Origin of the sequence: Candidatus Planktophila vernalis (assembly GCF_002288185.1) — a bacterium.
Classification (GTDB): Bacteria; Actinomycetota; Actinomycetes; order Nanopelagicales; family Nanopelagicaceae; genus Planktophila; species Planktophila vernalis.
In genome coordinates this window covers 329,680-348,727 of sequence record NZ_CP016776.1, presented here as the reverse complement: position 1 = coordinate 348,727, position 19,048 = coordinate 329,680, and the positions used below count along the sequence as shown (strand labels likewise).

Genomic DNA, 19,048 nt, shown 5'->3' with positions numbered 1-19,048 from the left:
GAGTGAAAATGAAGGCAGCAGTTCTAGATGGCATTGGTTCAAAATTTGAAGTTCGTGAAGTAGAACTTGATAAGCCAAAATCTGGTGAACTCCTTGTAAAGGTTGCGGCAAGTGGATTGTGCGCAAGTGATTTAAACGCTGTCGATGGAAAGCGCAAACTTGTTCCATTTCCTGCAGTTATCGGCCATGAAGCAGCTGGTGTTGTAGTCGAAGTTGGTCCTGATGTAACTGGAGTTGTTGCTGGCGATCACGTGATTATGTCCATCGTTCCTAGCTGTGGAACATGTGAGTATTGCAAGAGTGGGCGTCCCAACTATTGTTCAACTGCAGGTAATGCCATGTCAGTTGGCGGACTATTTGATGGCACATCACGCCTTTCACAAAATGGTGAAAAGCTCAATCACTTTTTAACTGTTGCCTCTTTTGCCGAATATGTTGTTGTGCCGGTTTCTGGCGCAGTTGTTATTCCTAAGGAGATGCCACTTGATCGCGCAGCCCTTATTAGCTGCGCAGTGCTCACTGGCTATGGCGCAGTGATAAATACTGCCAAAGTTAAGCCAGGTTCAACTGTTGCAATCTTTGGTTGCGGAGGCGTTGGATTAAATATTGTGCAGGGTGCTCGCATGGCCGGTGCAACGACAATTATTGCCGTTGATGTAACACAGGAAAAACTAGATTTAGCTAAAAAGGTGGGAGCTACTCACGTCATCAATGGAGCAACTAGTGATCCAGTGGCGATGGTGAAGGAAATCTGTGGCGGCGTTGACTATGCCTTTGAAGCACTCGGTCGTGAGAGCACCATTCAGCAGGCTTGGGGCACCGTCGGAGTGGATGGAACCCTGATTTTGGTGGGCCTAATGAAAAATGGCGCCACCATCACCCTTGATGCCGGCCCTTTTGTCAATGAACAGTCGATTAAGGGCTGCTACTTTGGCTCAGCAAACCTGAGAAAAGATGTACCAGCGTTAGTAAAAAGTTATCTAAATGGCGAACTATTCCTAGACGAGCTCATATCTGAGCGGATAGGTTTAGAGGGTCTTAACTCAGCCTTTGATCGTTTAAGGGCTGGGGAGGGGGCGCGAAACGTATTGGTCTTCGACTAATTCGTTTTACGTAAGTACAAAATTCCAGACCGCTTGCCCTCAACACGTGTAGTGCAAGAGGTAAGGATGTATGACAAAACACATACCACTTACAACTAGGAGGAACGCAGTGAAGTTTTCAAAACTAACTAGCGGATCAGTAGCTGCAGCACTTGTTGTTGCACTAGCGATCCCAGTGATTCAAAGCTCACCAGCTAATGCAGCTCGTGACTTCTCTAAGGTAACAAGTGCTGGTCAAGCTGGCGGTCTCGCTGGTCTTGAAGCTGAGTGCCGTAAAGAAGGACAACTCAACGTAATCGCTTTGCCTCTTTACTGGGCAAACTACGGCGACATGATTGATGGCTTCAAGAAGCGTTACGGAGTCAAAATCGATGAGGCAAACCCAGAAGGTTCATCTCAAGAAGAAATTGATGCAGCTGTAACAAACAAGGGCACAAAGCGCTCACCAGATGTTTTCGATCTTGGTCTAGCTGTTGCCGTGAAGTATCTCAACACAGGAACTTATGCTCCATACAAGGTTAGAACTTGGAACAATCTCACAGGTGCAAAGACAGTTGATCCAACTGGTCAAATCACACCTAACTACACAGGAACAATGACTATTGGATACAGCGGAACTCTTGGAACAATTACAAAGCTCGATGATCTACTAGATCCAAAGTTCAAGGGCAAGATTGCTCTTAACGGAGATCCACTAGGTTCATCAGCTGCGATGAATGGTATCTACATGATTAATAAGGCACTTGGCGGAACATTTGACGATGTTTCAAAGGGTGTTGCATTCTTCAAGAAGTTAAAAGATGCAGGTAACTTCATCAACGTAAACCCAACACAGGCAACAATTGCATCTGGTCAAACACCAGTTGTGATCGATAACGGCTACCTACAGGCAGGCGTTGTTAAGGAGTTTGCGAAAATTGGTAAAGTCTGGAAGATGTTCACACCTGCTTCAGTAGGTTCTACGTACAACAGCGCAATTTCAGCATGGGCACCACATCCAGCATGTGCTCGTCTATGGATGGAATACACACTTGGTGAAATCGGTGCTGATGTTTGGGCACAAGGTGGAGCAACTCCAACTCTTTGGGTGCACCTACTAAAGACCAACCGCGCAACTGCTGCTGCCAAGGCATCAATTGGTAAGAGCAAGATTGTTGCAGAAGCAGCAACACCTGCTCAGACCGCTGCTGCTCGTGCATACCTAAAGACTGCATGGCCTGCAGCTGTAGGAACTAACTAAGTAGAAACGTCAATTCATTGACACAGCTTCAATACAAGAGAACCGGTTCTGCCACTGGCAGGACCGGTTCTCGGTATTGGCGCAGTAAGAGTGCATATTTAGGCGCACTCCCTTTTCTACTTTTTTCAGGTGTCTTCCTTCTTTACCCAACATGGAATGTTATGTCGGGAGCGTTCAAAGATAATTACGGCGTTACAAGTACGGCTGAAATTAAGGCAGTTTTTAACTCTCCTATTGCTAGAGGCGCCTTTGGTAACTCGCTTGAAATCTCCATAAAGACAGCGATTATCGGTGCGATTTTGGGTGGCCTCTTTGCTTGGGCAATCGCAACAGGTAAGCAAGGTGGAGTCTTCTACAAGGTTTCAGTAGCACTCAGCAGCGTGTTGGCCCAGTTCGGTGGCGTCATGCTTGTCTTTGCTTTTCTAGCAACCTTTGGCTTTAACGGCTTAGTCTTAACTTTTGCTACACAGTTCTTACCAACTTCTTTTCTTGCCGATGCCAGCTGGCTTTACAGCATGAATGGTTTGGCCGTTCTCTATACCTTTTTCCAGATTCCTTTGATGGTTCTGGTATTTCTGCCTACTCTAGAAAACTTACAACCCCAGTGGCGTGAAGCCTCTGATGCTCTTGGCGGTAAGTACTACGAGTACTGGATTCGCGTTGGAATCCCAATTCTGACCCCTTCTTTTGCAGGAGCAGCCCTTCTTCTCTTCGTTAACTCTTTTTCAGCCTATGCCACTGCAAGTATCTTGATTAACCTCGCAGATTTCCTCACTCCTCTTCAGATCGCCACAGCGCTAACCAGTGAGACTGGTGGATCAAATCCTGCTGAAGCAAAGGTTTTATCACTCTTTATGGTCATAGTCGTCATCATTGCAATGACTTTGTATGCACTACTTCGTCGCAACGTGAGTAAGTGGGAGCAACGTCGATGAAGCAGAAAATGGGTGTGAAAATCTGGCGCTGGTCAATCATTACAGTTGTCGGTTTTTATCTTTTAGTCCCTCTCTATGCGATGTTGGATTTTTCAACTAAGCCGTATGGTTTTGAAAATGCTGGTCGCTCATTGCGAGCTTGGAAAGTCATCGGAACTCAAGAGGCTCTCTTTGAGGCTGTGACACGCTCACTCATCACCGCACTTATCGTCATGGCGATCATCCTCTTCTTAGTTGTACCAACAGCGATTTGGGTGCAGTTGAAGTTACCTCTACTTCGCCGCCCATTTGAACTTCTTTGTCTCATTCCTCTAGCCATTCCTGCCATCGTTATCGTTGTAGGAATTGCGCCGCTATACCGTTGGATTTCTATCAATCTGAGTGAATCCCCTATCACTCTGGCTGGTGTGTATTCCATGCTTATTCTCCCTTACACATATCGCTCACTCTCAGCAGCCCTTGATGCCGTTGATATTCACACCTTGGCTGAAGCTGCAACGACCTTAGGTGCCGGAATTTCGCGAGTGATCTTCGGAATCATCATGCCAACGATTAAAACTGGAATCATCAATGGTTCATTCATCGCCATCGCCCTTGTGCTGGGTGAATTTACGATTTCAAACATTCTAAATTTCAAGACTTTCCAAGTAGTTATCGCTCAAATCGGACGTACAGATGGACAAGTTGCAGTTGCGGTCTCTGTTGCCTCATTGCTATTCGTTCTCGTACTTCTGCTGCTCATCCCAAATAAAAAACGTCAAGGGGCTGTTCTTGATGTTGACGTCGCCTAATAGAGAAGGAGCCATACGTTGAGCTCATCAACATATGTACAACTAGTTGACCTTGCCAAGTACTTTGGAAAGGTCAAGGCACTTGATGGTCTGAGTTTGGACATCGCACAAGGTGAACTCGTCGCACTATTAGGCCCTTCAGGTTGTGGCAAGACAACTGCGCTGCGAGCCCTTGCTGGCTTGCAAGAGTTAGATCGTGGTCAGCTCCTAGTTGATGGCAAAGATGTAACTTTCCAGAGTGCTAGTAAGCGTGGAATGGGAATGGTTTTCCAGGCCTATTCACTCTTTCCACATATGACTGCGCGCGAAAATGTTGAGTATGGTTTAAAACTACGCACACATAAGGTTTCAAGCCAAAAGCGTAAAGAACGCTCAGCTGAACTTTTAGAGTTAGTTGGTCTATCAACCCACGCAAATCACTATCCATATCAGCTCTCTGGTGGACAGCAACAGCGCATTGCGCTGGCCCGCGCACTTGCGATTTCACCAAAGGTACTACTGCTAGATGAGCCGCTGTCAGCACTTGATGCCAAGGTTCGCACGCAGTTGCGTGAAGAAATCCGCCGTATTCAAATAGAACTTGGAACCACAACCCTCTTTGTTACCCACGATCAAGAAGAAGCGCTCAGCATTGCTGATCGCGTGGGAGTTATGCGCAATGGTCAGCTAGAACAAATCGCTGCCCCATCAGAGCTCTATGACCGCCCAAAGACTTCCTTTGTTGCTGAGTTCGTTGGTCTAACCAATCCAATCTCTGGCAAGGTCTCTGGCGGCTCAATTGAAGTTCTAGGAAGCGTAGTTAAAACTCTGCCAGGCTCTGTAACTTCTGGAACTGGTATCGCACTCGTGCGACCAGAGAGCGTTGATGTTGTTGCCAGCAAGTCAGGCAATGCAACTGTTGCTGCGGCAAGCTTTCTTGGAGCATCATGCCGCTTGAATATCACTATGAATGATGGAACTAAAGTCACAGCCCAGCTTCCAAGCTCTGATGCTGCTGGCATCGGTGCAGGTGCAACTGTCTCTGTTTCACTTCTAGATATGCCAGTCTTTGTGAAGGCAGCTGGATGATCTTTGGATCAATTACAAAGCTAGAGACTTTCACTGATGAGTTTGTCTGCTTTGTTAAGGTAACAACATCTGATGGTCACATCGGTTGGGGACAAACCTCTAACTATCACTCAGATATCACTGCCCAGGTTTTTCATCGCCAAGTAGCACCATGGGTATTAGGTAAAGATGCATCAGATATTGGAGCACTAGTTACTTTAGTTGAAGCCCGTGAACATAAATTTCCAGGAAGCTACCGCGCTCGGGCCAATGCTGGTTTAGACACCGCGTTATGGGATTTGCGTGGCAAGGTTGAAGGCAAACCTGTTGTTGAACTATTGGGTGGCACTGCCAAGAAGCTTCGCACCTACGCATCTTCAATGCGCCGTGACATCACACCAAAGGATGAAGCAGAGCGCTTAGTAAAGCTACGTGATGAGTTTGGATTTGATGCATTTAAGTGGCGCGTTGGCGCAGAGTGTGGAAATGATATTGATGAGTGGCCTGGGCGCACAGAAGAAGTTGTTCCTGTGGTCTCTCGCGCACTTGGTGATGGAATCTCAAAGTTAGTAGATGGCAATAGTGGATTTTCTCCTAAGCGCGCAATTGAAGTTGGTGCGCTTTTAGAGGCAGAAGGCATTGGTCACTTTGAAGAGCCTTGCAAGTACTGGGAGCTCGAAGAAACCAAGCAAGTAACTGATGCACTAAATATTGATGTAACTGGTGGTGAGCAAGATTGGGATCTAGTCACCTGGCAGAGAATGATTGATATGCGTGCTGTGGATGTTTTGCAGCCAGACATTATGTATATGGGTGGAATCTGGAGAACGTTAAAAGTTGTTGAGATGGCAAAGAAGGCAGGAATGCCGATTACTCCTCATAGTGCCAACCTCTCTTTGGTAACTATCTGCACAATGCACCTTCTTGGAGCAATTCCTAACCCAGGAAAATATCTAGAGTTTTCAATTGAGGGCTTTGAATATTACCCATGGCAAAAAGATCTCTTTCTAGGAAATCCTTTTGCAATTGAAGGTGGAAAAGTACAGATTCCACAGGGCCCAGGCTGGGGTGTTGAGATAAACCCAGCATGGTTAGCAAAAGCTAAATATCAAGTCTCAGAGATTTAAGCTGAAACTGTTTTTCTAATCATTCGCTGATAAAACTTTCCGGGCTGACGCGTGCTCGCTTGGGGTCCACCCATTTCAATAAAACCTAATTTTTCATAAGCCGCGATCGCTGCATTGTTATCTGTCCACACACCAAGGCCTTGTACTGACCAATTTCGCGAATCTGCTTGCTTATCTAAGAATTCAAACATGGCGCGCATCAGGCCCATCCCTCGAAAATCAGGATCACTCCAACATCCACCAACCCAGCATGTGGCACCAAAATCACCTTGAAGATTTTCCACAAACATCATGGCAGCATCAACACCATCTACTGAAGCAACGATGTGAGTTTGCTTTGCAAAATCTAACCGCCATTGTTGTTCATCAAGCAGGTTTTCTTTCTCATAAGTACCACCAAATGCATGTGGGCTATCAAGAAGAGCTCTTAAGCGAATATCTCGCAGCCGCGCCCATTCATCAGCGTCTAATTCAACGCATGTGATGGAGTGAGGCATGTGGCAATTATGCCCTACTTACTTCTTGTATTTCTTAGGCACAATCTTGCTTGCATGACCTTTAGCCTTTGCTAATAACCTTTCGGCCCAAGCAAACTCAACGGCTAGAACAAAAAATCCAGCAATTACTAAGGGCATTGTGAAAGGACCTGGAAGAACAATTAAAACCAAGCCGGCTAGAACCAAAAATGAGCCAACAGAAAAAGCAATGATCTTTCTCAAGCCCTTGGGCAAGAGCAACCAGTTCTTCTTCACTTACTGTCCTCTTCTTTGTGATCAGTAATACGCCCAGGATGGGCCTTCATCTCAGGGCTCTGCTTACTCTTAATCAAGCTAGCAATTGTTGCAATTAACAAAATTGTCGCAATCACAGCAAGACTTACTGGAGTAGGAATCTTTGGAACACTATCAAAGATTTCATGGGCGTAAGTGAGCATGAGCTTAATTCCAATGAAAATCAAAATGAACGAAAGTCCTAGGGAGAGGTAAATCAACTTATCGAGCAGGCCCTTTATGAGGAAATAGAGGGCTCGTAGACCAAGGAGTGCAAATGCGTTAGCTGTGAAAACTAGGAAGGTTTGAGAGGTAACACCAAATGTTGCTGGGATTGAATCCAGGGCAAAGAGTAGGTCTGTTGACCCAATTGCAATGATGACCAAGAACATTGGTGTTGCAAAGCGCTTACCACTGACCTTTATAAAGAGTTTTGAGCCATGGTACTCATTGACCATAGACATACGTTTTCTAAGAGTACGAACCAAGAAATTATCATTTGGTTCTGGATCTTCATCCCAATGCTTAAACAGTCCAATTCCTGTCCAAATCAGGATTGCGCCAAATATTGCAAAGGTAAAGGAGAAGGCAGATATTGCAACTGCTCCGATGGAGATGAAGATGGCTCTTAAGACAAGGGCGAGCAGCACACCAATGAGTAGAACTTTTTGGTGATGAATGCTTGGTACAGCAAACTGAGCCAAAATAATGACGAAGATAAACAAGTTATCAATAGAAAGTGAGTACTCGACTAAGTAGGCGGCGAAGAATTCAGTTCCGTAGGTTGAACCAAAGTAGGACCAGACCCAAAGGCCAAAGCCAATTGAAATGCTGACATAGAACAATGTTGTTGCTACAGCCTCTTTGAACTTAACATCATGGGCTTTTCGGGATGCGGTGAATAGATCCACTAAAATTAAAGCAAGAATTAGCCCTACGGTTATTGACCAGACGAGTGTTGAAACCTGCACAAAATTCTCCCTTGATAGCCATGGATAAAACATGGTCAAGGTCTCCCTAACCGTGTGAACGGCCAGCGCCCCGGGTTTTTACACCGTATTGACGAGGTAGCTGTAGTGAGGTACTCCCCTTAAACAAGTTAATCGTAAAGGCAATCCTACCTGACTGCAAATCAATCTCTTATGAAGCACCACCTATGCATAACTACCTTATTCATCATAAGGTTCGGGGGTGAATAAAAACGTTGATGCAGATTTCCTAGCCCTTCCACTAGCAGCCGTTAGTGATGCCGCGATTAGCACCGCAAAAGATGCCGGTGCATCCCATGTTGATGTGCGCATTGAGCGCACGCGCAATGGTTTGCTCTCGCTGCGTGATGCTCGTCCTGAGACACAAAGTGATGAGACCAATGCCGGTTTAGGTGTTCGAGTTATCGTCAATGGAGCGTGGGGCTTTGCTTCATCTCCTGAAATCTCTGTCGATGTTGCCAAGAAGCTGGCATTAACTGCAGTTGCCATGGCTAAGACATCAAAGCCACTCTCAACAGAGTTGGTTTCACTTGTGACAGAGCCTGTGTATGCAAACCAAACCTGGGTATCTGATTATGAAATCGATCCTTTCTCTGTCTCTGATTCAGATAAGAAGGATCGCCTAGCAGATTTAAGTAATCGCTTGCTCAAGAGTGCAAACGTTAATCACACATCTGCTCATACTATGTTTGTTAAAGAACAAAAGCACTACGCCGATTCATATGGCACCAGCACCACACAGCAACGTGTTCGCATTCAAACTCAGATTGAAGCAATCTCTATTGGCGATCATGGCTTTGAATCCATGCGCACCTTGGCACAGCCTGCCGGCTTTGGCTGGGAGTGGATGGGCAACTCCCATTGGAAATGGGATGATGAGATTGCAGAACTTCCTTCACTTTTGGCCGAGAAAGTTGCAGCTCCTTCAGTTGAACCTGGTCGCTATGACGTATTAGTTCATCCATCGAATCTTTGGTTAACAATTCACGAGTCAATTGGCCATGCAACTGAACTAGATCGAGCAATTGGTTATGAAGCTAACTATGCAGGAACATCTTTTGCCACACCAGATAAGTTAAATACGCTCCAATATGGCTCAAAGCTGATGAATGTCACTGGTGATCGCGCCACACCTCATGGCCTGAGCACAGTGGGCTTTGATGATGAAGGTGTTGCTGCCCAGCGCTGGGACATCATTAAAGATGGAGTTCTTGTTGGCTATCAGTTAGATCGCCGCATCGCTGCCCGCGTTAACCGCGATCGCAGCAATGGCTGCGCCTTTGCAGATTCTCCAGCTCACGTGCCAATTCAGCGCATGCCAAATGTTTCTTTGCAACCAAATCCAACAGGTCCAACCTATGACGAGATGGTTGCTTCAATGGAAGATGGAATCATCATTAAGGGTGATAAATCCTGGTCTATTGATATGCAGCGCTATAACTTCCAATTCACTGGTCAACAGTTCCACCGTGTTAAGAACGGCAAAATCGTTGGTCAACTCAAAGATGTTGCCTACCAAGCAACGACGACTGATTTCTGGGGCTCCATGAAGGTTGTTGGTGGACCTTCAACTTATGTTCTAGGCGGTGCCTTTAACTGCGGTAAAGCCCAACCAGGTCAGATTGCAGCGGTAAGTCATGGTTGCCCAGCGGCAATCTTCGACAAAGTAAACATTCTCAATACTGTTGCGGAGGCTGGAAAATGATTTCTGCTCAAGATCTAATTGAAAAGATCACATCGGCTGCAACTTGCGATGACTGCATTGTTGTTGTGCGCGATAAAACTCAAGCCAACCTACGTTGGGCTGGCAGCACATTAACTACTAATGGTGTTATCCAAGAGCGCAGCGTTACTGTTGTTGCATTTGTGGCCGTTGATGGTGGCATGGCATCTGGTGGTGTAACACGCACAGATGTCTCACTTGCAGATGTTCCAAAGCTTCTAGAAGAAGCAATTGCTGCAGCAAAGGCATCAGGTCCAGCCGATGACTACGCACCACTTGCTACAAACGTATCTATAGGTGATTGGTCAGGCGCTCACGTTCCAACAGGACCAGAAGTATTTTCAACTTTTGCTCCAGCGTTAGGAGACATGTTCTCTCGCTCAGTGGCAGATAAAATCGAACTCTTTGGATATTCAGAACACACCAATGAAACAACCTGGGTTGGATCAAAGGGTGGGTTGCGTTTGCGCAAGGATTCACCAGTTGGTCGCGTAGAGATGACTGGAAAGTCTCATGATCGCTCTCGCTCCACTTGGGCTGGTGTTGAAACTCGTGACTTTAAAGATGTCTCTGTTGCAAATATCGATGCACAGATTCGCCAGCGCTTAACCTGGCAGGGCACAAAAGTAGATCTTCCAGCAGGTCGCTATGACACCATCTTGCCTTCAGGTTCTGTTGCAGATCTCTTCACCTACATGATGTGGGTATCAACTGCTCGTGATGCCCATGAAGGTCAATCTGTGTTTTCTAAAAAGGGCGGCGGAACTCGCATCGGTGAGAAGCTTTCAAATGTTTCACTCCAGTTCTTTACCGATCCTGATTTCAAGCAACTTCCAGCATCTAACTTTGTGGCAACCGCTGTGAGCTCACCATTCTCATCTGTCTTTGATAATGGTCAACCAATTAAGCGCGTTGATTGGCTCAAAGATGGTGTTTTGCAATCTCTCGTTCAAACACGTGCAACGGCAAAGCTGACTAACCTTGATTTCACACCAATTGGCGAGAACCTTGTCATGAGCGTTGATGGAGCAAGTGGAACACTGGAAGACCTAGTGAAGAAAGTTGATAACGGACTTCTTCTTACAACCTTCTGGTATATCCGCATGGTTGATCCCAACTCACTACTTCTTACTGGCTTAACTCGTGACGGTGTTTATCACGTTAAGGGCGGCGAAGTAGTTGGTGCAACCAATAACTTCCGATGGAATGATTCACCGGTTTCAGCCCTCTCTCGCATCGCACATGCTGGTGCATCTGAATGGACTCAACCACGTGAATGGGCTGGCGATATGTCTAATATGGCAGTTCCACCACTAGTTATTAAAGATTTCAATATGTCTACGGTGAGCCCAGGAAGTTAATCTCTCCCCTTTTGCTCATAGCTTAAGGATTAATGACACCTGTGCCGAGCAGGACTAACACTGTAGTTCCAAGTGCAATTCTATAGATGATGAATGGCATAAAGGACTTAGTTGTTACAAACTTGAGTAGCCAGGCAATAACGGCGTAGCCAACAACAAAGGCAATTGCGGTTGCAATAAAGGTCTGTGGCAGGGTGAAAACATTAGAAGCATCTGAACCAAAAGCATCTTTGAGTTGATAGAAGCCACTGCCAAAGACTGCTGGCAGAGCTAAGAGGAATGAATAGCGCAGCGCAGCTTCGCGGGTGTAACCGAGGTAGCGGCCCATCGCAATCGTTGCACCAGAACGAGAAACACCTGGGATCAGAGCAAGTGATTGGGCTAGTCCGTAAAGAATGCCGTGTTTAACGTTGAGTTCACTCAAGCCTTTCTCTTTCTTTCCATAGTGATCGGCTAAACCAAGAATCACACCGAAGATAATCAAGGTTGAAGCAATGAGCCAAAGTGAGCGGAAATCATTAGTAATGATGTCTCTACCAAAATAACCCAGAATGCCTATCGGCAAACTACCAATGATAATAAGCCAGCCCATGCGAGCTAATGGCTTTTGATCTGACGTTAAATCCTTGCGCATTACAGCTTGATTAAACCAAGCTAGAAGAATGTTTTTGATGTCATTTCTAAAGAAGATGAGAACGGCTAGCTCTGTGCCAATTTGGGTAATTGCTGTGAAGCGGGCACCTGGATCTTGAGCATTGCTAAAGAACTCTCCAACAATTCGCTGGTGGGCACTAGATGAAATAGGTAGAAACTCTGTCAGACCTTGAACGATCCCCAGAACTATTGATTCAAACAAAGTGAACACCTTTTCATCCCGCAGTTAATGCTCAATGGTAACTGGCCAAGCTTTCTATAACCCTTATATCTCTATCTTTTCGGCTTTTCCTGCATAGTAGCCAACCACAGCAAGGGCAATTCCAAGTGCAACGGGCACGAGCAATGCTGCGCTCCAACTCAAGGTTGAATCAAAGATTGCTCCAACGATTCCAGGAGCAAAGGCGGCCATGAGATAACCAATGGATTGAGCCATGATGGAAAGTGATCGAGTCTCCCCTGCATCAATACTGCGTGTAACTGTGAGTAAAAGAGAGAGAGGAAAAGTGACTGAGAGTCCGACATTAGAGATAAGTAGCCAGATAATTAATCGCCAACCACTATCAAATATCAGCGCAGCAAAACTAAGTGCAACCATGATGCCCATCCAGAATAAGAACATGCGCATGTTCTTTAATTTGGATGCATAGTGCGGGGCTGCAATGCCAATAGCAGAGCCGAGAAAACCAGTAATAGAGACAACTAAACCAGCATGGCTAAGGGTGTAACCCTTAGAAACCAAGATTGTTGGTAGCCATGTTGCTGTGCCATAGAAAAGCATGGATTGCAGACCAAAGAAGATTGAAATGCTCCACGCGCCTGATTTTCTAAAAAGAGCCTTATGAAACTTTGAGCTCACTTCCATGTGCCCAGATTCCTTAGATTTTGAAATCTTCAGTAACCACCAGCCAGATGAAATCACACCAATGACTAACCAAGGCATCATCGATAAGCGCCAGCCCCATGCACTTGCCTGCGCAAGTGGCACAGCTACTGCCACAGAGAGAGCGGCAAATGTGCCCATGATTGTTATATAAATTCCAGTTAAGAGCCCTGAGTGATCAGGGGCGTTCTCCTTCACCCACACGGGCAAAGAGAAGTTAAGAACAGCAATGGCAATGCCCACTGTTATAGATGAGATAAATAGCATGGGCACATTACCAACAGTTCTAAGGAAAATGGCAACTGATAAGACCGACAAAGTCCAGGCAATTACTTTGTTGGTTCCGCCAATCTTGCCCACAAGTGGCATCAAGAAAGCACTTCCTGCAAAACAAAGAACTGAAAGAGAAGTTAAAAAGGAGAGTTGGAAAGAGCTCAGGTTGTACTGCTCTTTAAGAATGGGATAGAGCGGGCTCATAATCGTTAATCCAGCCCGCATATTGATTGCTGTGATGAAGATAGGTAGCCCGACTCGAATCGCTTCACGATTGGTCATAGCTGGCATCGACATTACTTAAGCCTATCTTGGAAAGCTGATTGTGATTGAGATACCTAACTACCCGACATCCGAGGCTTAATCATTGATAAAATAAGCACATGGCTAAGGTGCACAAGACGCAAACGGAGTTAGTTTTACAACTCTCTGCTTGGGAAAAACTCGGTGGATTGCACTCAAATCCAACCGCTGATGTCGATTCTCTTGTTTGCGTGACTAGCGCCCAGAATCCTTGGAGCAAAGAAGTTCTTAGAGGAATAAGAGCTCCTGGCACAGGAATTCCCTATGTAATTTTGTTGGGATCAATGCGCTACAGCGGTGGAAAAGATTTCACTGCCATCTATGGCAGAGGTCCTGTAGATATCTATGAATTTAGCAGTGGTGAGTTTAAGCGCTGGATTGTGAGTAAGAAATAGAAATCAACCCAGTAATGGGCGTAGCTCCACTTTTCTATTACAACTCCTAGAGCCTTCTGCAGCAAGTTCCTTAGCAATCTCCATTGACTCTGCTTCAATGATCCAAAAGCCACTAAAGAACTCATCGGATGAAATAAATGGTCCTTCGCTACTTTTGTTTGCGCCATTACGATTATCAAAAACTATTGCAGAAGCAGGTGAATCTAAACCGCCAGCAAAGATGCGCTGGCCGTGGGCAGAGAGCTTGTCATTGAAATCATCAATAGCTTTAATCTCTTGCGGTGTGTGGGGCGAACGTGTCTGGCTATCAATGACTGAGACTAGAAATTTCATTGCATGATTATAGATTATTAAGTAGCAGCTCAGGTATATGGCCTTGATTGAGTAGGATTTACTCATGAGTCTGTATGAGGAAGAAGTTCAAGCACGGTGGGGCGATACTGATGCCTATCGCCAATCAACGTCCAAAACCTCTAAATACTCAAAGGAAGACTTTGCTGCAGCAAAAGTAGATCAAGAAGCTGCAACTGAGTTATTTGTTTATGCCTTCGGCAACAGCCTTGCCATTGACTCCCCCAAGACTCAAGAGGCTGTCATTGCTCATCGGGCCGCAATTACGAAATGGTTTTATGACTGCTCAGTTGAGATGCAAAAGAACTTGGCAGTGATGTATGTAGAAGACCCACGATTTAAGGAGTACTACGACGGGCGTGTAAAGGGTTTAGCTCAATACGTCCATGATGCTATTTGGGCTCAGTGACCAACTCCGCCTAGGTTCATTACTACTACGCCAACAATGATGATTGCCATACCAATAATGTTTAATCTGGAAAGTTGCTGATCAAAGAAAATTGCCCCACCAATGGCAGCTCCCATAATTCCCACCCCAGACCAGATGGCATAGGTAATACCCACTTCGAGTTTCTTAAGGGAAATAGCCATGAGTGAGAAGGCGATTACATAACCAACTGCCACACCAATTGATGGCCAAAGTTTGCTCAGCCCGTCGCTAGCTTTCAGAAATAGCGTTCCAGCTATCTCAGCAACAATTGCAATTGAAAGTAGGAACCAGGCCATAGTGGGCAGATTACCTTACTAGAAAGGAGAAAAGCTCCTTCAGCGAGCATTTTCCAAATTTAATGGTTAGTACTTGAAAAATTCAGGAGAATTACTCCCGTGATAATGAATGCGATTGCTGTGATTCGCGCTATGGACACTGGATCTTTGAAGAAGATCATTCCCAAGATTGCAGTTCCAGCAGCGCCGATACCCGTCCAAACGGCGTAAGCCGTTCCTATCGGTAATACCTTTAGGGACCATGCGAGTAAAGAAAAGCTGCCCGAAGCAAAAATCAAGAACCCAATACTTGGCCAAGTTTTCGTAAAATTGTTTGAGAGCTTAAGCATCGTCGCGAAACCCACTTCAAGCACTCCTGCCGTGATAACTGCTAACCATGCCATTTATTGATGCTCCTATCGATTTCTAGTGAGTGAGCTGACTAATTTTTCGAGAGGTCCCTGTTCGAACCTCTTTAGCCACTGTGCTGCAAAGTAAGAAAGAAGTAGCCAAATTCCAAATGCAAGGATAAATACCTGCCAGGTTTGCAAATCTTGGAATAAACCCAAACCCCAAGGGCCAAAGATCAGCGAAGTGATTACTGATTGCGAAATATAGATAGTCAATGACATCTTTCCGGCTGGCTTCATCCATAAAACTAGGCGTGGTCGCTCCTCGACCAACTTACGAATTAGTCCTACATAAAACATTGAAAGCAGTGGAGCTGTCACAAAAGAGACAAAAAGTGAGATGAGGTAGATGCTTTCGGAAGGCTCAGCCGCTTGCTCATTTCGTAGAAGAATCACTGCAGCAATAATTTGAATTGGTAATCCAAGAAATAAACCTTTTTTCATTAATTTTAAATTTGCAGCTTTATCTAGAGGTGACGATAGGAAACTGGAGCGTGCCAATCGCACGCCAAGCAAGAAGGCTGCAAATGCCAAACCACCTTGAAGAAATATCCCTGCAGAAATGCTAAGTAGCCAGACTTCTAACCGTGCGGGTATTGACTCCAGGAAAGTTCCACCCTGAAGAATCTCATCAAGAGTCGATACTGTGCTCGTACCAAGATCCTCCTCCAATAAGAACTCAGAGATAAAGGTCAATGCACCAATGAGGACGATAAAAATAGTAGAAGTAGAAAATATGATTCGGAACCAAATCTTGAGTGTTTTCTCTGCCCTAAAGAAGAAAAAGGTAAGTAGTAAGCCAAAAAGCCCGTAAAGAAAGATGATGTCCCCATGCCAAAGAAATGTAAAGTGAAGTGCTCCAAAAACTATGAGAACAATGCAACGTTTAATCCAACGAGGCCTGTTGGCTCTATCGTTTCTGATTACATAACTTGAGCTGTAGCCAAAGAGAAATGAAAAAAGTAGATAGAACTTTCCAGTAAAGAGAGCTGCGATAAGAAGGGTTGCAGCACCATTGGCAAATCCTTGAGTCCACTCTCCACGAGCCCCTTGGTCGCTGTTCAATCCCATAAATTGGATGTTTACGACCAAGATCCCAAGAAGCGCAAAGCCTCTTAATACATCTGGAGCAGTATCACGTTGTGTTTTGATTAGATATCTCGCTCTCGCCAGGCCAAGACCATCGAAGGCAATGAGGAACAAGCGAAAAGCATGGAAATGATCAGGTAACTTCCATCATTGCCTTCAGGCTCGAACAATTTCAATTCTGGCGCATAAATCATCAGAATCAAGAGTGCCACGATTAAATACCCCAGCGCGTAATACGCATATCTAAATGACGTGTCACGAATTTTGATCTGACGTTCATCTAGAAGCTCATTAGGTGCATCGGCTATTCCTCGAACACTTATACGTAGAAGTAGATAACCTAGAAGGACAGTCAAAATGACAAATATAGCTGAGACGCTATAGACCACGACCGCGGTTCCGTCAGATAGATTTAAATTGGTTTTTAAAGTTGGCCAATAACTTCCTGCCGCAACAAGAGCAAATCCTAGGGCCATTAAAACGACAAGAATTCTTCGATTTTTCTGAGACCGCAACCATCTGTATTTTGAGTTCTCATCAGTTAGTAAAGATTTCACACCTTTTTCAGTTACGCCCTCAAACCAATAAATCTTGTTTTTCTTCGACATCTTTACTTTCCTTTCTTAAAGGGGGTCAGTGAAAACAGCTCTGAAACCTCTTGGTTAAGTGATTTAGCAATTCGGATAGCTAGAACAAGTGAGGGGCTGTATTCCTCACGTTCTAGGTAGCCAATGGTTTGGTAGTGCACGCCAGCTTTATCGGCTAGATCTTGCCTAGATAGGCCCAAGGCGGCACGTGCTTCTTCAATACGGTTATAGACCGGTTCTTCAGGATTGCGACTCATAGTTGTAGCATATATGCTATGTAGCATTAATGCAACATCTAGGAAAGGCGGGTCGAATTAGGAGCTTGAAGTCTCAATCTCAAAAGCCCACAGATCTAACTCATCTAGATCCACTGGCTTAAATCCTTTTGCTTCTAGGGCAGATGCCAACTGAGCTCGATGCTCAGTGGCGTGATGTATTGCTTGTGAAAGGATGGTTGAGCGCCACCTTTTCACCATTTTGTCTTCATAGTTCTTAAACTCAATCTGAATATCCTCTAACTTCACGCATTCAAGTAAGGCTTTGTCCACAATCGCTGCTTGCTCTTTAAGTCGCGTGAGGTCTGCAAACACTTTCACATCATCAATGCAAGGCTCCCCTGGTTTAGTAAGTGCCGGTATCCCGCTGATTCGAAATGCATAGTGATCAGCTGAATCAACAATGTGATAAATAATCTCTGCAGCATGCCATTCAGGGTTGGTTGCAAAAGAACCAAGGGAGGCTTCGGGAAGTGTTTGCAGGTGGGCAATAGTTTTCTGATTTGCCCATGCCATGTGTGCCAGAAGGCGTTCAAGTCCAATAGTCATAGTGGCATCATAATCGGAGGAAGAAGAGTCGCCCTATAAGCCGGAAAAGTTTAAATTAGCTCACAATTTGGGGAGCACTAGCTTCTGCAATTCCCGACTTTGCTTGTTTCTCTAGCCCTGCTGTAACCGCAAAAGTATCTTCATAAACATCGAAGTCATATGCCTTGCCCCAGCGCAGTTTGATTACATGGATTCCAGGATTTACGTAAGGTTCTCCATTTTCAAGATTGCAGGTTGCTACCCATCGGGCAATAACTGTTGTGTTCCATGGCCCTCCTTGAACTAAAACACTTGTTACCTCAAACTTAAGATTTGGCAGCACAGTCCCTACTCGTTTGAACCATCGACTCATAGCTTCTTTGTCATGTCGGATGCCACCCAGTGAGTTAGGACCTGCAAAACGATGGGTGAGGTTGGTAGAGGACACACCCTTTAACACTTCTTCATAATTGTGATTTTGGACGGCAAGAAATGTTTTACGTACCAATTTCTCAACGATTGAACTGTAAATAAGCATGTGCTTTTGTACCTTTCAAGGAGTGATCATCGCCAATGATAACCACTTTTGCATAAACAAATGAGCGGAGAATCAGTCTCCGTGCACATGTAAAGAAGAAGAGTCGCCCTATAAGCGGGATCAAGTGGCAGTATAATTTGGAGCGATGAATTCAGCCCACTCGATCCTCAGCATCGTCCTTGCGGTTCTTTGTACAGCATCGGCAATCGGAGACTTTCTCAAGCTACCGAGCGTTATGAAAGCCGCTGAAACAGTTGGCTGTCCACCCAACCTCTGCAACATTCTCGGCTTGATCAAATTGTTGGCAGCTGTCGGATTGATCGTCGGTTTTGCTATCAAAGAAATCGGGATCGCTGCCGCAGTCGGGTTGTCGATCTACTTCGTCCTTGCAGTTGGTGCTCACCTTCGCGTAAAAGATTACTTTAAGGGAATCCTGCCTGCCATCGTGATGCTCGCAATCAGCACTGCAACTCTTGCAACTTCCCTTTGAGTCATTAGAATCTTGCACGTGGAGCTAGTCATCACGATTGAAGAATCACTGACTGATGAATTGGCGCAGATACTTCAAGCGCACTGGCTTTTTTGTACTTCCTCCACCCCTATCGAGCATGTATATGCGCTGGATGCCTCCAAGTTGTTTTCGCCAGATATCACGGTGTTCGGTGCTCGTATTGATGGAGAGCTTGTCGGCGTAGGTGCCATTAGAAAACTAGATGCACATCATGCAGAGCTTAAATCTATGCACACCTTGGCTAAATCCAGAGGATCAGGTGTTGGAAAAGCGATGGTTGCTCATATAGAAGATTTTGCAAGAAGTAGCGGTATTGAACGAATGAGCCTTGAAACAGGAACGAATGAGGCTTTCAAACCGGCACGTGAACTCTATAAGTCTCTGGGATACAACAGTTGCGATGCCTTTGGCGACTATGTCCTAAGCGAAGACAACATGTGTATGACCAAATTAATTTGAA

General features: G+C 45.3%; 25 protein-coding genes. 12 read left to right on the top strand and 13 right to left on the bottom strand.

The genetic code is table 11. The features are described from left to right. The first annotated feature begins 8 nt into the window (after positions 1 to 8). From A7sIIA15_RS01940 to A7sIIA15_RS01915, 6 genes are all read left to right on the top strand, one after another. On the top strand, positions 9 to 1,103 hold the full coding sequence (locus A7sIIA15_RS01940) for a zinc-binding dehydrogenase (RefSeq protein ID WP_095685541.1): 1,095 nt from the start codon (positions 9 to 11) through the stop codon (positions 1,101 to 1,103). 109 nt (positions 1,104 to 1,212) lie between these two features. After that, positions 1,213 to 2,343 (top strand): ABC transporter substrate-binding protein, encoded by a 1,131-nt coding sequence (locus tag A7sIIA15_RS01935; protein WP_095685540.1) that lies wholly within the window; start codon positions 1,213 to 1,215, stop codon positions 2,341 to 2,343. A gap of 161 nt (positions 2,344 to 2,504) precedes the next feature. Continuing rightward, positions 2,505 to 3,278 (top strand): ABC transporter permease, encoded by a 774-nt coding sequence (locus A7sIIA15_RS01930; RefSeq protein WP_095685539.1) that lies wholly within the window; start codon positions 2,505 to 2,507, stop codon positions 3,276 to 3,278. Beyond that, positions 3,260 to 4,069: an ABC transporter permease gene (locus A7sIIA15_RS01925; RefSeq protein ID WP_223298277.1), complete on the top strand. Its 810-nt coding sequence runs from the start codon at positions 3,260 to 3,262 to the stop codon at positions 4,067 to 4,069. Before A7sIIA15_RS01930 ends, A7sIIA15_RS01925 begins: the two co-directional genes overlap by 19 nt. A gap of 18 nt (positions 4,070 to 4,087) precedes the next feature. Beyond that, positions 4,088 to 5,137: an ABC transporter ATP-binding protein gene (locus tag A7sIIA15_RS01920; RefSeq protein WP_095685537.1), complete on the top strand. Its 1,050-nt coding sequence runs from the start codon at positions 4,088 to 4,090 to the stop codon at positions 5,135 to 5,137. Then, the gene (locus A7sIIA15_RS01915; protein WP_095685536.1) at positions 5,134 to 6,243 is read left to right on the top strand and encodes a mandelate racemase/muconate lactonizing enzyme family protein; all 1,110 of its coding nucleotides are present in this window, start codon (positions 5,134 to 5,136) and stop codon (positions 6,241 to 6,243) included. Before A7sIIA15_RS01920 ends, A7sIIA15_RS01915 begins: the two co-directional genes overlap by 4 nt. On the opposite strand, the gene A7sIIA15_RS01910 is transcribed toward A7sIIA15_RS01915, so the two are convergent. The 3 genes from A7sIIA15_RS01910 to A7sIIA15_RS01900 are packed head-to-tail and all read right to left on the bottom strand — an operon-like array spanning position 6,240 to position 7,984. Beyond that, positions 6,240 to 6,740: a GNAT family N-acetyltransferase gene (locus tag A7sIIA15_RS01910; protein ID WP_095685535.1), complete on the bottom strand. Its 501-nt coding sequence runs from the start codon at positions 6,738 to 6,740 to the stop codon at positions 6,240 to 6,242. The genes A7sIIA15_RS01915 and A7sIIA15_RS01910 overlap by 4 nt on opposite strands. Before the next feature lie 18 nt (positions 6,741 to 6,758). After that, entirely contained in the window at positions 6,759 to 6,995 is a 237-nt protein-coding gene (locus A7sIIA15_RS01905) for a PGPGW domain-containing protein (RefSeq protein WP_095685534.1), read from the bottom strand. Further along, positions 6,992 to 7,984, bottom strand: coding sequence for a TerC family protein (locus tag A7sIIA15_RS01900; protein ID WP_095685533.1), 993 nt, complete (start codon positions 7,982 to 7,984; stop codon positions 6,992 to 6,994). Before A7sIIA15_RS01900 ends, A7sIIA15_RS01905 begins: the two co-directional genes overlap by 4 nt. 220 nt (positions 7,985 to 8,204) lie before the next feature. Here A7sIIA15_RS01900 and A7sIIA15_RS01895 point away from each other — a divergent pair, with 220 nt between their 5' ends. Continuing rightward, positions 8,205 to 9,707, top strand: coding sequence for a TldD/PmbA family protein (locus A7sIIA15_RS01895; RefSeq protein ID WP_095685532.1), 1,503 nt, complete (start codon positions 8,205 to 8,207; stop codon positions 9,705 to 9,707). Continuing rightward, positions 9,704 to 11,086 carry a metallopeptidase TldD-related protein gene (locus A7sIIA15_RS01890; RefSeq protein ID WP_095685531.1) on the top strand — a complete coding sequence of 461 codons (1,383 nt, stop codon included), beginning with the start codon at positions 9,704 to 9,706 and terminating at the stop codon, positions 11,084 to 11,086. The genes A7sIIA15_RS01895 and A7sIIA15_RS01890 overlap by 4 nt, the downstream gene beginning before the upstream one ends. Before the next feature lie 22 nt (positions 11,087 to 11,108). Here the strand turns inward: A7sIIA15_RS01890 and A7sIIA15_RS01885 are convergent, their stop codons facing one another. Continuing rightward, positions 11,109 to 11,942 (bottom strand): undecaprenyl-diphosphate phosphatase, encoded by an 834-nt coding sequence (locus A7sIIA15_RS01885; RefSeq protein WP_095686424.1) that lies wholly within the window; start codon positions 11,940 to 11,942, stop codon positions 11,109 to 11,111. 63 nt (positions 11,943 to 12,005) lie between these two features. Further along, on the bottom strand, positions 12,006 to 13,193 hold the full coding sequence (locus A7sIIA15_RS01880; protein WP_095685530.1) for an MFS transporter: 1,188 nt from the start codon (positions 13,191 to 13,193) through the stop codon (positions 12,006 to 12,008). A gap of 86 nt (positions 13,194 to 13,279) precedes the next feature. On the opposite strand from A7sIIA15_RS01880, the gene A7sIIA15_RS01875 reads away from it, so the two are divergent. Beyond that, positions 13,280 to 13,594, top strand: coding sequence for a hypothetical protein (locus tag A7sIIA15_RS01875; protein WP_095685529.1), 315 nt, complete (start codon positions 13,280 to 13,282; stop codon positions 13,592 to 13,594). A gap of 3 nt (positions 13,595 to 13,597) precedes the next feature. Here A7sIIA15_RS01875 and A7sIIA15_RS01870 read toward each other — a convergent pair whose 3' ends face one another. Further along, positions 13,598 to 13,927, bottom strand: coding sequence for a YciI family protein (locus A7sIIA15_RS01870; RefSeq protein ID WP_095685528.1), 330 nt, complete (start codon positions 13,925 to 13,927; stop codon positions 13,598 to 13,600). Between the two features lie 64 nt (positions 13,928 to 13,991). On the opposite strand from A7sIIA15_RS01870, the gene A7sIIA15_RS01865 reads away from it, so the two are divergent. Then, a complete protein-coding gene (locus A7sIIA15_RS01865) occupies positions 13,992 to 14,354 on the top strand; it encodes a TipAS antibiotic-recognition domain-containing protein (protein ID WP_095685527.1) in 363 nt (120 codons plus the stop codon). On the opposite strand, the gene A7sIIA15_RS01860 is transcribed toward A7sIIA15_RS01865, so the two are convergent. The 7 genes from A7sIIA15_RS01860 to A7sIIA15_RS01830 form a co-directional block, all read right to left on the bottom strand. After that, on the bottom strand, positions 14,348 to 14,671 hold the full coding sequence (locus tag A7sIIA15_RS01860; protein WP_095685526.1) for a DMT family transporter: 324 nt from the start codon (positions 14,669 to 14,671) through the stop codon (positions 14,348 to 14,350). The genes A7sIIA15_RS01865 and A7sIIA15_RS01860 overlap by 7 nt on opposite strands. A 59-nt stretch (positions 14,672 to 14,730) precedes the next feature. Continuing rightward, positions 14,731 to 15,054: a DMT family transporter gene (locus A7sIIA15_RS01855; RefSeq protein ID WP_095685525.1), complete on the bottom strand. Its 324-nt coding sequence runs from the start codon at positions 15,052 to 15,054 to the stop codon at positions 14,731 to 14,733. A 12-nt stretch (positions 15,055 to 15,066) separates the two neighbouring features. Then, positions 15,067 to 16,131 carry a DUF418 domain-containing protein gene (locus A7sIIA15_RS01850; protein ID WP_223298274.1) on the bottom strand — a complete coding sequence of 355 codons (1,065 nt, stop codon included), beginning with the start codon at positions 16,129 to 16,131 and terminating at the stop codon, positions 15,067 to 15,069. Between the two features lie 80 nt (positions 16,132 to 16,211). Then, the gene (locus tag A7sIIA15_RS01845; protein ID WP_095685524.1) at positions 16,212 to 16,757 is read right to left on the bottom strand and encodes a hypothetical protein; all 546 of its coding nucleotides are present in this window, start codon (positions 16,755 to 16,757) and stop codon (positions 16,212 to 16,214) included. Positions 16,758 to 16,759: 2 nt separating this feature from the next. Further along, entirely contained in the window at positions 16,760 to 16,993 is a 234-nt protein-coding gene (locus A7sIIA15_RS01840; RefSeq protein ID WP_095685523.1) for a helix-turn-helix transcriptional regulator, read from the bottom strand. A 57-nt stretch (positions 16,994 to 17,050) separates the two neighbouring features. After that, positions 17,051 to 17,560, bottom strand: coding sequence for a DinB family protein (locus tag A7sIIA15_RS01835; protein ID WP_095685522.1), 510 nt, complete (start codon positions 17,558 to 17,560; stop codon positions 17,051 to 17,053). 55 nt (positions 17,561 to 17,615) lie between these two features. Further along, on the bottom strand, positions 17,616 to 18,077 hold the full coding sequence (locus A7sIIA15_RS01830; RefSeq protein WP_095672094.1) for a nuclear transport factor 2 family protein: 462 nt from the start codon (positions 18,075 to 18,077) through the stop codon (positions 17,616 to 17,618). A gap of 145 nt (positions 18,078 to 18,222) precedes the next feature. Between A7sIIA15_RS01830 and A7sIIA15_RS01825 the strand changes: the two genes are divergently transcribed. Continuing rightward, positions 18,223 to 18,567: a DoxX family protein gene (locus A7sIIA15_RS01825; RefSeq protein WP_095685521.1), complete on the top strand. Its 345-nt coding sequence runs from the start codon at positions 18,223 to 18,225 to the stop codon at positions 18,565 to 18,567. 18 nt (positions 18,568 to 18,585) lie between these two features. Then, entirely contained in the window at positions 18,586 to 19,047 is a 462-nt protein-coding gene (locus tag A7sIIA15_RS01820; RefSeq protein WP_190279144.1) for a GNAT family N-acetyltransferase, read from the top strand. Position 19,048: the final 1 nt, after the last annotated feature.